The organism is Breoghania sp. JC706, assembly GCF_037026715.1.
Lineage (GTDB): Bacteria > Pseudomonadota > Alphaproteobacteria > Rhizobiales > Stappiaceae > Breoghania.
Genome location: NZ_JBANCG010000020.1, coordinates 1 through 14,594, shown reverse-complemented (window position 1 = coordinate 14,594; position 14,594 = coordinate 1). Strand labels below are relative to the sequence as shown.

The 14,594-nt window shown below is 64.8% G+C and carries 14 protein-coding genes; all 14 read right to left on the bottom strand.

Annotation, left to right across the window (positions count from 1 at the left end; all coding sequences use genetic code 11):
- Window positions 1-875: hypothetical protein (locus tag V2L18_RS23115; protein ID WP_336180713.1), on the bottom strand; the 875-nt coding region annotated here is incomplete at its 3' end.
- Window positions 876-877: 2 nt separating this feature from the next.
- On the bottom strand, window positions 878-3,394 hold the full coding sequence (locus V2L18_RS23110; RefSeq protein WP_336180712.1) for a hypothetical protein: 2,517 nt from the start codon (window positions 3,392-3,394) through the stop codon (window positions 878-880).
- A 65-nt stretch (window positions 3,395-3,459) separates the two neighbouring features.
- Complete coding sequence (locus V2L18_RS23105; protein WP_336180711.1) at window positions 3,460-3,951, bottom strand: hypothetical protein; 492 nt, start codon at window positions 3,949-3,951, stop codon at window positions 3,460-3,462.
- Window positions 3,952-3,962: 11 nt separating this feature from the next.
- Entirely contained in the window at window positions 3,963-6,422 is a 2,460-nt protein-coding gene (locus V2L18_RS23100) for a hypothetical protein (RefSeq protein WP_336180710.1), read from the bottom strand.
- A complete protein-coding gene (locus tag V2L18_RS23095; protein ID WP_336180709.1) occupies window positions 6,419-7,006 on the bottom strand; it encodes a hypothetical protein in 588 nt (195 codons plus the stop codon). The genes V2L18_RS23100 and V2L18_RS23095 overlap by 4 nt, the downstream gene beginning before the upstream one ends.
- 9 nt (window positions 7,007-7,015) lie before the next feature.
- Window positions 7,016-7,417: a hypothetical protein gene (locus V2L18_RS23090; protein ID WP_336180708.1), complete on the bottom strand. Its 402-nt coding sequence runs from the start codon at window positions 7,415-7,417 to the stop codon at window positions 7,016-7,018.
- A 73-nt stretch (window positions 7,418-7,490) separates the two neighbouring features.
- The gene (locus V2L18_RS23085) at window positions 7,491-8,531 is read right to left on the bottom strand and encodes a hypothetical protein (RefSeq protein ID WP_336180707.1); all 1,041 of its coding nucleotides are present in this window, start codon (window positions 8,529-8,531) and stop codon (window positions 7,491-7,493) included.
- Window positions 8,532-8,548: 17 nt separating this feature from the next.
- The gene (locus tag V2L18_RS23080; protein ID WP_336180706.1) at window positions 8,549-9,442 is read right to left on the bottom strand and encodes a hypothetical protein; all 894 of its coding nucleotides are present in this window, start codon (window positions 9,440-9,442) and stop codon (window positions 8,549-8,551) included.
- Between the two features lie 9 nt (window positions 9,443-9,451).
- Complete coding sequence (locus V2L18_RS23075) at window positions 9,452-9,772, bottom strand: hypothetical protein (protein WP_336180705.1); 321 nt, start codon at window positions 9,770-9,772, stop codon at window positions 9,452-9,454.
- Window positions 9,756-11,468, bottom strand: coding sequence for a portal protein (locus tag V2L18_RS23070; RefSeq protein WP_336180704.1), 1,713 nt, complete (start codon window positions 11,466-11,468; stop codon window positions 9,756-9,758). Before V2L18_RS23070 ends, V2L18_RS23075 begins: the two co-directional genes overlap by 17 nt.
- Before the next feature lie 2 nt (window positions 11,469-11,470).
- Entirely contained in the window at window positions 11,471-11,689 is a 219-nt protein-coding gene (locus V2L18_RS23065) for a hypothetical protein (RefSeq protein WP_336180703.1), read from the bottom strand.
- A gap of 3 nt (window positions 11,690-11,692) precedes the next feature.
- Window positions 11,693-12,178: a hypothetical protein gene (locus tag V2L18_RS23060; protein ID WP_336180702.1), complete on the bottom strand. Its 486-nt coding sequence runs from the start codon at window positions 12,176-12,178 to the stop codon at window positions 11,693-11,695.
- Window positions 12,165-13,745: a hypothetical protein gene (locus V2L18_RS23055; RefSeq protein WP_336180701.1), complete on the bottom strand. Its 1,581-nt coding sequence runs from the start codon at window positions 13,743-13,745 to the stop codon at window positions 12,165-12,167. Before V2L18_RS23055 ends, V2L18_RS23060 begins: the two co-directional genes overlap by 14 nt.
- A complete protein-coding gene (locus tag V2L18_RS23050; RefSeq protein WP_336180700.1) occupies window positions 13,729-14,355 on the bottom strand; it encodes a DNA-packaging protein in 627 nt (208 codons plus the stop codon). The genes V2L18_RS23055 and V2L18_RS23050 overlap by 17 nt, the downstream gene beginning before the upstream one ends.
- Window positions 14,356-14,594 lie beyond the last annotated feature (239 nt).

Genomic DNA, 14,594 nt, shown 5'->3' with positions numbered 1-14,594 from the left:
CGCGTCGCCTGAAACGGGCTGAACATGGTTTCCACGCCGGGATTGATCCGCGCCGCAGCCGTTGCGCGCGCAACCGCCTGGGCAGCCTTCGAGCCGCCGACACCCAGATCCTCAAGCGTGGCGCGGCCCGCTTCCTCAACAGCCGCCGCGCCGGCTGACCGCATCCGGGCAACAACCGCATTGGAGGCGGCGACCGGGTCTGCGATCTCTCCGGTCAGATCCTTCACCAGCTGATCGCCGGCACGCTGGAATTCGCCATGCGACAACCATCGCGCGGCACCGGCCCCCAGAAGCCCGCCGAGGATCACGGAACCGCCTATGTTGGTCATGCTTTCCGAAGCGGACCGCAGATCCTGCGTGGACTGCAAACCGGCCTCCTGGACAGCGGCGCCAACGCCGGCGGCAGCGCTTGCCACGAGCGCCGTTTTCGCCGCGGAGTACCCGAGCTTGCCGCTGCGGACAATGGCGCCGCCGGGGATCAACATGGTGGGGTCCAGAACGGCCGCCAGTAGGTCTCCTGTCAGGCTGCCGCCCCATCCGCTCGCCGCCAGCCGCCTGTTGCGCGCCTCTTCCGCATCCAGCTGCACCACCTTGGCCCGCGCTTCCTCCACGTTGAACACGTCATCGAACGCATCGGGATGGGCCTGTGTCGCCTCGCGGATATCCGGATCATCGTCCTGAAAGACGTTGTATTCCGGGTCGATCCTGTCGGGCACGCCCCAATGGTAATAGACGCTCGCTCCAGCCGATCCGATATTGTTGTCCCGGATGAGCTTGTCGGAGATCGTGCGAAAGAAGCCGGGGTCCGGCGCGTCATGCTCCGAGGCCATCGGAGCAGAAAACTGCAACGGCTTGCCGTTATCGATCAGGGGCATGACTATTCCTCACCACGACCGCGAAACTGCCCCCGCCGCATTGAAGCATCCGGGTTGGAACCAGGTGCGCGCTCGCGCGACACATCGAACATGCTGCGTTCCGCCGGGGGCGTAGGGGTGCCCGAGAGGACTTCATGAACGCCTTTGGCATCCAGAAAGGCGCCTAGCGCCTCCTCCCGCGTGTGCTGGCCTTGCAGGGCGTCCGCCCGCTGCCGGTCCTTGCGCGCCGCGTTGTCGGCGCGTTCGCTCTGCCTTTGCGCTTCGAACGCTTTCTGTGCCGCGCCCCAGTTGGCCTGGAACGGGTGGTTCAGTTCCACAAGGGCGCCGTCGCCCTCCCGCGTGAAGGACAGCCGATAGACGGGGTTCTGCCCGTTCTCGACGGCTTCAAGGGTTTCCGGCGAGGGTGACAGGAACACCTCCTGAAACGGGACCTCCAGCGCCTTCAGATCGGCTTCCGCCTGCTTGCGTACCCAGTCGTGCGTGCCGTCCGGCCCGGCAGGGAGCATCCTTTCCACCGGGTCCTTGATGAGGACGCTGTCGTTCCCGCCCGGCAGGAACGCAGACGGTCCCCAGTGCCTCTTCATCGCTGCGGTTGCCTGTTGCGTTGCCAGATCAACATCGTTGCTCTCGGCAATGAACGTCTTGAACAGTTCCCGGTATTCCGACGTGGCCGCCGCCTTCTGGGCGTCGGTCATCCCCAGTTGAGGGAAAGAGAAGAACCCGGCCTCCGAAATCTGCGATCGCACGAAGCCGTCGTCGATGGCCTTGAGCTTGCTCTTGACCTCGGGCGAGGCGAGGATCATGTCGCGCTGCTTCTGGTAGGCGGGATCATGAAGCCTCGCCAGAAGTTGCGCAGCCGCTTCAGGACTCTTTCCCGCCTGCGAGGTATAGAAGCGCCATTTCTCCGCTGCCTCGGCGATCTGCTTGCCATTTTTAGAGCCGCGCACAGCTTGCGGGTCCAGCGCAAACAGGTCTGCCGCCCTCTGATAGGCGGCCTGCAAGTCGGACGTATCTGAGCTGTTCAAACCATTGCGGATCGCATCGCCATATCCATCGGGAACGACGCCCTTTCGCGCGACGATCGTCGCCGCCAGCTTGTCGGGGTCGTCCGCGTTCGGGGCGAGCTCGTTCCAGACCTCATCGGCCATGGAGCGCGCGTCGCTGTCATAGGGGTTCGCCTTCCCGTCCGCGTTGGCCCAATCCAGCGCGACGCTCGTCTTGGCTGCACTCTTCAACCCCGTGTCGTGAGCCCGCAAGAGTGCCGCCTTCTGCGCATCGTTCATGTACGGATCGGACAGGATCTCTTCGGGATCGACGGTCGAGGCGTCGCGGGTGATGGCGAGATTGAAAGCGTCCGCGTGTTCCGTCCCGATTTTCAGGATGTCGCGGTCGGCCTGATCGCCGAGCTTCATTTCGTCGTCATAGGACAGATGTTCCAGCCGGTCGCGATAGACCGCCGGCGCACCATCTGCCCCCTTGGCGATGAAGGCGGCCGCCCAGGCGCGGAAATCGCCCGCCGTCATGCCTTTAAGGTGCGGGTTCTTGGCGATGTATTCAGCCGGAACAAGCTTGCTGAGCGGCGTTTTCGGGTCCGCCTGCAACACATCGACCGCCCGTCCGGCGCCGAGGAAATGAGCCGCATAGAGGTTTGCGTTCGTGTCGGCTATGCCGTTCCCCGCCAGGATATCGGCATTGTCCTTGGTCAGCGCCCGGATTGCCCGTTCCTGCTGCGCCGGATCGGTCCGCCCGTCTGGCTTGAGGCCGAGTTCGGGATGCGTCTCGCGAAGCTTCTTCCACGTCCCTTCCGTGATCTGATACCAGCCGGTGGCCGTCGTGCCATCGTTCTTCGCAGCCGCCCGGCCGCTGCTTTCGGCTTGCTTCAAGGCGTCGTAGTAGCCCTGTCGCCCCGTCGTGGAGAACAGCCGCTTGCGTTCTTCGGCCGGCAACGTCTGCGCCCAGGCAAGCGCTACCGAATGGTTCCAGAGATCCGATGCGGCTTCCTTCTCCACCGGCGAGAGGCCGGATTGTGCGATATTGTCGAGGCCCTGCTTCTTCGCCGCTTCATAGGCTCCCGGATTGGTCCGCACGGTTTTCAGGAGCTTGTCGTTGAACTCCTGGATGCGCTCCCCGAAATACCTTGAGCGTTCCTTGTCCTCTCTGCCGGCAAAGACCTTCTTGTAGCGCTCGCGCAGCGCGGTCACGTTCAACTCAGCCTCGCCGCGCACGGACTGGGGCAACGCGGCCACAGCCTTCCTGGCCTTCTCGTCGAAGACCTTGAGCATGCCGTCCGTGTAGCCCGCCGCGCCCGGCCTGAGATCGTCCAGCGACGCCCGGGCCGCATCATCGACCGCGCTATCAAGATCGTAGATGGCCTTGCGGCGCTCGAAGTCATCGATCCGGTTCTGGTGGGTCTGTGCCGTGCTCGCCAAATCTCCAAGGCCGGCCGCGACGTCGGAAATCGCCTGCCCCGCCATGCGCGCACCAGCCCCCGCCGCAGGGTCCGCATGAACGTCAGGCATGCGGGAAGACGGCAGCTCCCCGGAATTCCGGAACTGTTGGAAATTTCCCATTCAATCACCGAAGGTTATGCAATCGCCGCCGTTCGGCGCTGGTAGGCGTATTTGCCAAGCGTGGTGAAGCCTTGGGCAAAGGAGCCGACAACCGCTGTGCCAAAGGCTGAGTGGCCGGCGCTTCGGGCGCTCGCGGCATCGCGTTTGGCCTGTCGCGCCTCGAAATCGAGGTTGGCGTTCTCCGCGCGCGTGTTGAACTGCTGGACCGCCAGCTGATCGCCGGCCTCGCGGGCATTCGAATTCTCGATATCGATCACGGTGCCCGTCTCAGCCAAGCCACGGTCGGCTGCCTCGGCGCGGTTCTGGCTCAACACCTGACGATAGCGCTGCATCGTCTTGCGACGCTTGTAGCTGCCCTGCTCCTGATTGATCCTCTGCTGCTGTTCCAGCATGAGCGCGCGGCTTTCGGACGCTGCGGCTTGAGCGTTCGCCTGCTGCTGCGCCGCTGTACCCTGCATCACGCCACCAATGAGGGAGGCGCCAACGCTGGCGACGGCCAATGCCACGGGACCACACATCAGGGCTCACCTTCGATGTTGATATTCACCGCCAGAACCGTGCAGGGCCGGCCGCCGGATGCGCCGAACACCAACTGACCACCGCTGTGCCACTCGCCATCGACCAGCGCGTGAATGGCCCGGGTGCGCAAAGGGGCCCGGCTGATATCCTCGCCGTCCTCGATCTCGATCAGTTCGTCGAAGCAGGACGGATCGGCCGCAGGGGCGCCATAGACATGCGCGCCGACGCGCAGCGTGCCGGTGTCGCGTACGGCGAGGTAGGTATCGCTCGCCCGCATCTTGCGCCCCATGGAGCTGCCGTCTTTCGCATTCGCCGGCCACGGCAGCGTGACGCCCACCGCAGCGACGTTCTTCCCGATCAGGATCTTCCGAGATTTCAGACCATTGGGCAGGGATGCTTCACCATTTTCCACGCGGTCCGCATAGTCGAAGCCATCTGCGTAGAGAACGACATTCTCGCCCTCCAGATAATCGAGGCCGCTGATCGTGTTGGCCGGCTCCCCCTCGTAACGCACGGCACAATCGAGGTGCCACGCGTCCGCTATGTCGCCGCCGGCAAAGGGCGGCTGCATCAGTTCGATATAGAGCCTGTCCCGCCCGTCGATATGCCGGCGCACCAGAAGCCAGACTTCATCCGATGTGCTGTCGAGCGTTCCGGGAACCGCCCGGGCGCACACAACGTCTCCGCCAAACCCGTGCGCATGACAGCCATAGACCTGCTGTTCACGTTCATAGGTGAAGCCGCGCACGCCGCCGTCGCGCGCCCATCCCCAGATGATGGAGGACGGGTATTGTTCGTAGGTTGCCCCGGCCAGCCCGCCGGCGAAGAGATCGGCATGGACATCCGTCAGCGAGCGCGATTGCAGGCCGTTGCTGTTCAGGTCATAGGCGATTTCGCGAATTTCGGTGCCATAGCGGCCGAAATAGATCGCACTGGGGCCCACCACGACGGGCGGGATGTCGTTTGCGCCGAAATTGGTTTCCAAATGCTGGCGCACGTTGTCCGGGCCGTATGTGTCGTCGGCCCGTTCCTTCGCGAGCGTGCGAATGGCCTTGGACGTTCCCAGAAGCAGGTCGTCCTTTTCCACCATCCAGTGGATGCGATTGACCTGCGCCGCATTGATCCCGACCGAGATCCCGTCCGCGGCCTCCACCGTGTCATGCACACGAAAACTGGCGTAGTCGCCGCTTTCGGTTTCCCAAACCGTTTGCGGCTCCTCGTCCGTGCCGGCGAATGCCAGACGGTCGCGATGCCATGCGATTGACGTCGGCCAGCCGGTTGTCTCAGACCACGCCCCCAGTCGGAAAGACGTGATGTTGTCCGTGTCCAAAAGCGCCTGACGATAGAGGCGGATTTTGATTTCGGTTGGTGAGAGCACGCTCTCGATCGTGGCCCAGCGCCAGAGGCTGTCAGATCCCTGCAAGCGAAGATGCCGGCCCACATCACCGGGCCGGAACCCCTCCCCGCCATTGATCCCGTCCGGCGCAGATGCCGTGAGCGTGAAGGGCGTCTGCGTCTTGCCGGACTGGTGGTAATAGATGCGTGCAATCGCCGCCTGCTCGGCGTCCGTGCCACCACCGCGCTGGAAGTTGAACCGGTAGTGGAGATAGGCGACCGCGTTGAAAAACTCGTAGGCGCGGCGCTCCCCCATTCCCCAGTCGCCCTCGCCGGCCCGAGCATCCAGAACAACCCAGTTTTCGCCGTCATTGGAGCCCTCGATCGTCCAGTCGATCGGCATGTCTTCGGACGCCTTGACGGAGGCCTGAAGGATGTACGCATCGATTACGACAGGCTCGGGGAACTGGTAGGCGACGAACCCGGCACTGCCGCTGCTTGCGCGCAGATAGCTACCCTCCTTGTTCGAAAACGGGATGTACGAGTTCTCGCTGCCCGAAGTCGAACTGGCCACGCCCGAGGGCACGGTGTTGCCCGTCATCACCGGAACGGGATTGCCGGTCGCCGCCGGTGTCAGATAGGTTCCGCTGGTGTTGACCTTGAGAAACGGACCATCCTCGAACGTCATGGGCTCAATCGCCCAGTCGGTTTCGCCGCGTCGCAAAAGCCGGTGCGGGCGCACGCCGCCGCCGACCAGAAACAGCGTGTCGATGGACTGAACGTACTTGAGTGCCGGCAGGACATCGACCGGATAGGGTGTTTCGACCTCGACACCCGCCACGCGGCCCCCGTTGGTGTAGACCCGGAAATAGCGGTCCCCGAATTCCAGCATGTAGTTCTGGCCGGAGCCGAACTCGAAAGGGATGAGCCAGGCGCCGGACGCGCTGTCCCTCACCTCGCCCATGAACCGCGTGCCGCCACGCCTGCGCACGCCGCCACGTTTCAGGGTGATGAAGTTCCGGCAAACGGCCAGCCCAGCACGAAAAAGCTCCAGATCGGAGCGCACATGCAAATCGCCGTCGATCTGGCCCCGGCTGAAGGTGGCCTGCAGCACGTAGCTCATCGCATGGCCTCGACATCGAAATCGCTCTGCGGCCTGACCCCGGACTGACGGGCGTCCTGCAAGCGGGCCTCCGCGATCGCGCGGCGTGCCTGCTCCTGCAACGTCTGTTTCAGGCTGTTCTTGCTGGTCACCACATGGCAGCACCCTGCGGCGAGGTAGAACGCGAAGGCGTTGACAAAGGCAGCCGAGAACTCGAACTCGCGCGCAACGCGGCGCACGTAGCGAAGACGGAACGGCGGCTCAACGTCCGCCATCAGCTTGCGGCCGATGACCTCGTATTGCAGCCGCTTGCCGTGTGCGGAGCCGTCCGCGCGTTGCACCGGCAATCGCAGCATGTCGGCCGGCAAGGTGTATTGATGCGCCCAGCGATAAGGCGGCGCGATCGTGTCGGCCGGCAAGCGGACCAGCGACAGCGCAAAATCCCAGTCGTGCAGCGCCAACAGCTCGTCGCGGAACGTCTCGTAGTTGGCCCGGAACCAGCGCGCTTTCGGGTCCGCGCCCTCAAACGACTGCAACGGCGGCGCCTCCAGTTCGGCAAGCGCCCTGTTCGCCATGTCCACGGCCGTCTTGACGATCCCGCCCATGACGCCCCCTTACGCCGCCGGGCCGTCTTGCGGCACGTCGAACGTCGGCACAGGATCGCCGGCAACGTAGGCGCGCAGCAGGGCTTCGGCCTGATCCTTGTTTTCCGCCGTGATGCCCGTCTTCTCGCGCGCCAGCTCGACAAGCTTCTTCCACTGCCAGTTCTGCCAGTATTCAGGCAACGCCCGGCTTTCCTCAGGAACAGAAGCCTCCGCTTCCCGCATTGCACGCTCCGTCTCGTGTTCGTGGCGCGCCTTCTGGTCGTGGTTGAAGCGCCTCGACACCGCGTCGCACAGCGCGCGGCGGCGCTTCTCGGCACGCGTCCTCTCCGGCCCGAAACGCTCCTCGAACTCCTCGGCGTGGTGCGCCTCCAGCCGTTTGATATGCAGGCGGTTCAACTCGTCCGCGTTCATGGTGTGACCTCGATTTGAAGGAAAGGATCGGCAGGCGAGAACGGGCGGGCAACGCCCGCCCGCGGCCCGGTTCTCAGACGTTGACCCGCAGGCAGGCGAACTTGACGTTCTTGCGCTGGTACTTGCGCGACCAGTGCGCCGCATCGCGAAGCTCCGCGAACGTGGCGCCGTCCGCCTTGGCAAGGCCGGTGGCGTCGAAGTCCATGCCGGCCGGGTGCAACAGCTCGAAGCGCCGGGTCGTCAGTGCGTCTTCGCCGCCGCCCGAGCCGGTGTCCGGATCACGCGTCACCTCGGTGCCGAGATTGCCGTAAATGGTCGGCTGAGTGGGGATCTCATCGATGTGCATGAAGGCGCCCGGCGCAAACAGATAGCAGTCGTAGGCCGCCGAGTTGTTGCCCATCACGACGGGAAAACTCTCCGAGTGGATCACCATCATGCCGGCGTAGTAGGGCACCTCGAACGGGGCTTCGGAGGGCTTCTTGAACTCGATCTTCTCGTCATCGAGCAGCGTGGCGTAGACGTGCGTGTGCATGCCGATCACCCGCAGGTCGTCCATGTTCTCGCCCATGGTCAGGCGGCCGCGGTTGATCGCCTGATAGCTGATGCGCTCGGCGGCGGTCGGCGTGGCCACGTCGGAGTAAACCGAATAGACCATGTCGGCGCCGTCATTGGCCTCATTGTCCGCGATGACGCCGCGCGCTGTAGCGATGATCCGCTGTTCCTTGACCCACCCCCAATAGGCGAGGATGCGTTCGGCAACGCGGTTCATCGGCGCATCGCCCTTGCCGGTCGCGACGAACCCGGCAATCGTCTTGGCGGAGTGCTTCTTCGCCAGCCGATGCTTGTAGGCGGTCATGTCCGACGCAGTGACCTTGCTCGACTGGATCTTGTTGTCGCTGTCATCGATCACGGTCGGCTCGGTGCGGTCCAGATCCTCCCAGTAAGGCACCTCGATCTTGCGCCCGCCTGCCTCAAAACGGCTCGCGATCTCGGAGGTGGGCGGCGTCAGAATACCGGACCTCTCCAGCATGACCAGTTTCTCCGGCGTGTTTTCGGCCAGATACGGCGTGAACACACTCGGCTCGACGATATCGGAAACGGCAGTGTAGGACATGGGGTCCCCTTCCCGGATTACAGGTTAAAGCGCTTGGGATCGCGGCCGGCCGCATCGATCAGGCGCCGGGCTTCCTCGGGCTTGGTGCGGAGCAATTCCGTCTGGCGGGCCAGATCCTGGGATTTCATGTCGAAGGGATTGGAGGCGGAGCCCTTGTCCGCGGGCGACAGGCTGTCCTCGCTCATCGTCTGGTCGAAGAGGTGAGCAAGCAGCCTGACGGCGGTCGGATCGGTGACGCGCTGTGTGCCATCCTCGCCCGGCGCGGTCAGGGCGCCCTTGTCCGTCAGCCAGCCCGAAACATCGATGCCCTGCCCCTTGAGAGCAGCCATGGCCCGATCGGCCTTGGCGACGGCGTTGTCGTAGCCCTGCGAGCCCGGTGCGCCGTATTCGTCGGTCAGGGCCTTGTGCGCGGCATTGGCACGCTCGGCTGCCTCTGTTTCAGCCTGCGCCGTGGCCTCGGCCTGCCCCTTGTAGACATCGGCCATCTTGCCGACCCACCAGTCATGCAGGCCCTGCGCGGCGTCGGGATGAAGCCCCAGTGTCTTGAACTGGTCGGCAGCCTCCTTTGCGAACTCCTGATCGTAGGCGAAATCCTCCGGCAGCCCGTCCGGCATCGCGAATTCATACGCCTCGGGCGTCCACGCGGCCGACGCCTTCCGGTAGAACTCGGCCCGCTCATCCGCCGTGGCATCCTCGCCCGGCGGGACAAGCGCCCCGTCCAGCCTGCCACGTGCGTCCCGATAGCCGTTGATCACGTCATCGAGCGACGCGAACCCGGCTTCCCGGGCGAACGAACGCTGATCATCGGAAAGCGTATCGAGAAACCCGCCCCCGGCGTCCGTCTGGCCGGTTTCGGGCGCACCCGTGTCGTCGGCGCCGCCGAGGGCGGTGCCGGTGTCAGCATCGGACATTCGTGTCTCCTAGAGAGTGTCGATCAATTCGAGGCGCGCGGCCTCTTGCAGTTCGCGGTGTTCTTCCGGGGTGACCGTCAGACACGCGAGAATGCGGGCGAAAAGCGCCTTGGAGCCGTCCGCATAGGCCCGCTGCACTTCCGACAGCTCCGGCGAGGGCGCGAGGTAGATGCGCGCGTGTGCCGCCAGATCCGCAAGGACGATCTGGCCTTCGGGCGTGTCAAAAACAGCCCGGTAGGCGCGTTCCAGTTCATTGGCGCGAAGCCGGACAAGTCGGGCGCGCGGCAGGCCCGGCTCGCGGCGGACGCGACGCTTAAGGCTGGCCCACATCGCCGCCTCCATTGGCCTGATCGGCCACCAGCTTCGCCATGGGCGCGGCATCCTTCGCCACCTGCGCCATGCCCTGCGCCGCCTGCATCTGCTGCATTTGCTCCTGCTCGGCGGCATTCTGTTCGCGGATCTGCTGCAACTCCTCGTCGGAGCGCACGCCCTTCATGCCGAGGCCGAGAGACTTGCGAACCTCCCGCGCCTCCTCGAACGGGTCCACGATCTGGACGACTTCCGGCGTTGTCTGCGCGGCCGCGCCCAGGTACTCGCGAAACGCCATGATGTCCTGGAAGGCACCGGCCTCCCGCATCTTGTCGATCGGGGCCGTGGAGCTCACGGTCACATCGTATTGCGCAACACTCTCCGGCGGCTCCAGCGCAGCCCCCGGTGCGAACGCCCCGCGCCGCCCGATGATGTCGAATTCGCGATCGAACAGCTGAACGTTGCCGGCCTGGACGTTGACCGAGAACGGGCCCAGCTGGTCCGCCTTCTCCTGTGCGCGGACCTGAACTTCGGTCGCCGTGCGGCCATTGCCCTCAAGCAGGGTCTGCCAGAGGTCGCCATAAAGGCCGAGCCGCAGGTTTTCGCGAAGATCCTGGATACGGGGATTGGCCGCCCCCGGATTGGCAACATCCACCATCGGCGCGTAAAGGCGCTTGCCGTCAGCACTGATCAAGCCGGGGTTGATCGCACCGTGGTTGAGATCCACCCCGTCCTCGATTTCGCCGCTCGTCGCCAGTGCCGGGCGGTTGACGTTGGAGGCCGCAATCAGATCCTCCTTGCACAGCACCTGCAACGACTTGATGTCCCCCATCAGCCGCGCCTGAGGGGGCGATCCGTAGGGCGAAAGCCCGTCGCGATCCCAACGCCTGACGGCGAGCGGAAAGGCGAAGAACCCGCCGGTGCGCAGAATGTGGCCGGTGTTGTGTTCGAAGTGCACGCTCTCGAACCGGGAGCGCCGGATGCTATCGGCGTTGTCCATCCCGCCCTCGCGCAGGAAACACGCCTGCACGACGACATGCCTGTTGCCCCGCCGGCTCGGCGCGTTGGCGTCGGCCTTTACCCTGTCCGACACCTTGTCGCCGCCGTATTCGCGGGCGATCTGCCATGCGGCGAGGTCGCGCTTGCGGAAGAAGCCGACATCGTTGCCCTGCGCATCGATGATCAGATAGATCTCGTAGAGCGGCACATAGCGATAGTGCATCGGCATTTGCGCGGAGCCGACATTCTCGCGGTTCTCATCGATGTACATCACGCCCGTGCCGAGCTTGCACACCGACTTGAGCACCGAGCGATTGGACAGCGGAAAGCCCGAACGATCCGAGCGGCAGCGGAACAGGTAGTCGCGGAGCCGGTCGAAATACTGCTCCTCGACCACGCCCGGCTCTGGGGCGAAGATGTCCGCGAAGGTCACCCCGTGCCAGTTGTAGTTGCGCGGCATCGTCAGCGCCTCGATGCCGGCGGCGAAGCGATCAAGCAGATAAACGGCCGTGCTGTCGTAGATCTTGCGTGAGCGCTCTTTTGCGGCCGAACGCTTCCACGCCTGGACGCCCGTCAGCGTGACGCCGCGCGCCGTGTTGAACTGGCGCTCCATGTCCGGGGCGGCAAAGTCCACGTAGTCCCGCCAGTCGGTTTCGTAGCCGAGGCGATCCGTCTCGGCGGCCGAGAGCTCCTGCTTGAGATCCGAGACAACGCCCATGCTCAGGCCCGCCCGAGCAGCGTGACAGCACCTTGCGAGGACTGCCCATAATCGGACACGCCGAGCGGCCCGGTCAGGCGCGTTTGAGACCTGCCGTAGGCCGCTGCGCGCCGGCGCTTCTCCGCCTCCATCAGGCTCGCGCTCTGCTTTTCAGGGTCCGCCGGGAGGGGCTGTTCTCGCGGTTCAACCACTTTCGGCTTGCTGCCGCCGATATTGCACATGTCTCACCTCGTCCAGGCGTAGAGTTCGTAATCCGATCCGTCGCGGCCATAGGCGCGCAAGGTGCCCTCATGGCGTGCGCCGAGGCCCTGCACCCAGTCGTGCGCGATGTCGTGCCCGCTGCGGGAGATGACTTGCAGCCGGTGACAATGGCGGGCGATTTCATGCCGGATCGACAGCATGTGACGCGAGATCAACGGCACAGCCCGCCTGAAGCGCGGTGTCCCGAAAGCCCATGCCTGCCAGAGGCCGGTATCCATCGCGGAGGCGTAGCTGAGCCCATAGCAGGCGATCGGCTGACCGACCTCAAGCACCGCCCAGGCGAAGCCCGGAACCGAGTATTCCACAGAGCAAAGCCCGACCACACGGCTATCCCATGCGTCCCACAGGGGCGCGATTTCCTCGCGGTCGTGATCGCGCATGCAGGCGGCGACATAGGTCGCGTAAAGCGGCGTCAGTTCCGCGATTCTGTAGCGTCTAGAGGTCGGCAAAGGGATCTCTCTGAGGCTTGGCCATCCGCATGCGGCCCGCGCGGCGCACCGCATTGAGCGCGGCCATCTGGCGCCAGTTCCAGGCCATCACGACCGCGTCGGCCTCATCGGGAGAGGAACCGACGCGCTTCCTGATGTCCTCTTTGCTCTCAATCAGGATCTGGCCGCTGCGCATGATCCAGCGGTGGGCGGTGAGCTGAGCCCTGACGGCCGGGGAGCGCGGCAATGCCAGGCCCTCGCCGCTCTTGGGATGCAGCGCCTCGGCAAACCGCCAGTAGAGTTGTGCCCGCAGATTGAAGAACGGGAGCTGGCTGTTACGCGCCCGCTCGCCGGAATGGGCGGAGAAGATGCAGCGCTCGACCCGGATGCCGTTCTGGCGCGACAGGAAGCCGACCGTGTCGCCGCCCCAACCGCCCGTGCAATCGACCACCACCAGCGCCTGATTGCGGCGTTCCTTGATGATCAACGAGCCGACATCCGCGCCGTCTTTGGTATCGATGCCGCGCCGCACGATGTTCGGCTCAAACCGGATGCCGTGCAGCGGGGCAAGCACCGTCCGGTCAGGACCGCCCTGCGCCACGTCGGCGGCAATTACCGTCATGGGCGAGCCGCGCCCGCACCCTGAGTCATAGCGATCGAACGCCAGATCCACCCACGCCGAGGGGATGACCTGCCATTCATGATCCTTGCGCGCGACCATGAAGTCGCCGGTCAGGAGCGCAGTGCGTATCGGCTCCGGCATGGCGTCGATGGTCGCCCGGTAGTCCTCGCCCAGATACTTGTTGTCGCTCATCCGGGCCGGGATGAAGGTGCGGCTCTTGGGCGTGCGCATTTCGCCGTCAATCTCGACAGGCTCCGGCCCGTCAAGCCAGACGGTGCGCACCTCGTCGCCTTCACCGACAAAGACCGCCCAAAGCAATTCGCCCGGCTTCACGGTGCCATAACGCGGGTTGAGCGGATCGAGCCAGGGCCCGAACCATTCCATGAGATAATCCCCGTCGCCCCCAAGCGGCGGGTTCGAGCACAACAGAATGCGGCAGCGCTGGCCGGGGCGCGTGGAGCGGTTCCAGCCGGAGACGAACAGCACCTTTGCCGGGTTGATCTGTGCGGCCTCGTCAAACGCCTTCAGGTCGTGGTCGCGGCCCTGCCAAGACTTTTCCGCGCCGGGGCGTTCCAGATGGCCGAATTCGATCTTCTGCCCGTCCGGCCCGTCCCATCGCGGCGGGTTGCCGACGATCCGACCCATTCCCGCCTCGCGCAAGATGGTCTTCATCCGGTCGATCATGCCGGTCAGCTCGCCCGCCTGCTGGCGGTAGATCCCGACGCGGTGATGGGCGAACAGTGCCAGCCCGCAAATCAGGTCGGATTTACCGCCACCCGCCGCGCCCCCGTAGAGCATCATGTCGGCCGGCGAGAAATACGCCTCGGTCTGCGGCCCGTCCTGTGGGCGCCAGTGCGCGAATTGCGAGAGCGTGCCCGCGCGATCCAGCGTGCGCTCCAGCTCCGCGCGCTGATCCGCCGACAGCCCGTCAATGCGCGCCAGAAGCGTCTCAAGCTGCGTCGTCATCGGAGCCCGAGCGATCCGGCTTCGACAGCAGCGCCATGACGGCAAGCGCCAGTTCTTCCGAGGAAGCGCGCTCGCCCTTTGTCTCGATTGCCCCGCCGTCCTTGCCGGTCAGTTCCGAGCGGTCTGCAAGGCCGAGATCACGAGCGATGATGTTGGCGTTCAGCAGATCCGCCGCAGCGCCCTCGAACTTCTGCGCGCGCATCACATCCTCAACTCGCGCGATGACGTCCGACAAATCGGGACGGTTGTCTCTCCACTCGTCCCAGGTCGACCGGCTGATATCGAGGAACATGCAAAGCCCCGCGAGCGTCATGGCCCGCATTCTGGCAACCGGTTCGTGTGTCGCGCTCCCCTGAAATGTCACCAGCTTGTCTTCAAATAACGGGCTGTCTTCCACCCATTCGAAATACTCGCAGCAGCAGGACCAGAGGGTTTCCGGATCTGTGAAGCGGGGCTTGGGGCCGGCGGAGGAGCGCTGTTCCCAAAAGCGGTTACCGGGCAAGAAGCGGCCTTTGGCGTCTTTTCCATCTGTCATAGGCGTTGCTCGCAAATGCCTCGCGTCTTGCCCGGTATGGGGACCGACCACAGCGGCGCGGACACCAGAAGGCATCCCGGCACGCTCTGTCGGGGGTGTTGGAACAGGAATGTTGGAAGGGAACGGTGGGGCGGCCCTCAGCCGGCGGGGGTTACCGCCAGATGCACCGTGTAGGCAGGGCTCTGGGCGCGCGCATAGACGACCTCACCCGCCCCGGGCGCCGGCAGTGCGAGCGGCTGCCCGCCGATGACCGCCTGATGTCCGCGGGTCGTCGCATCCGGCACCGTGGCGCCCTGAAAGATTTCGTAGAACAC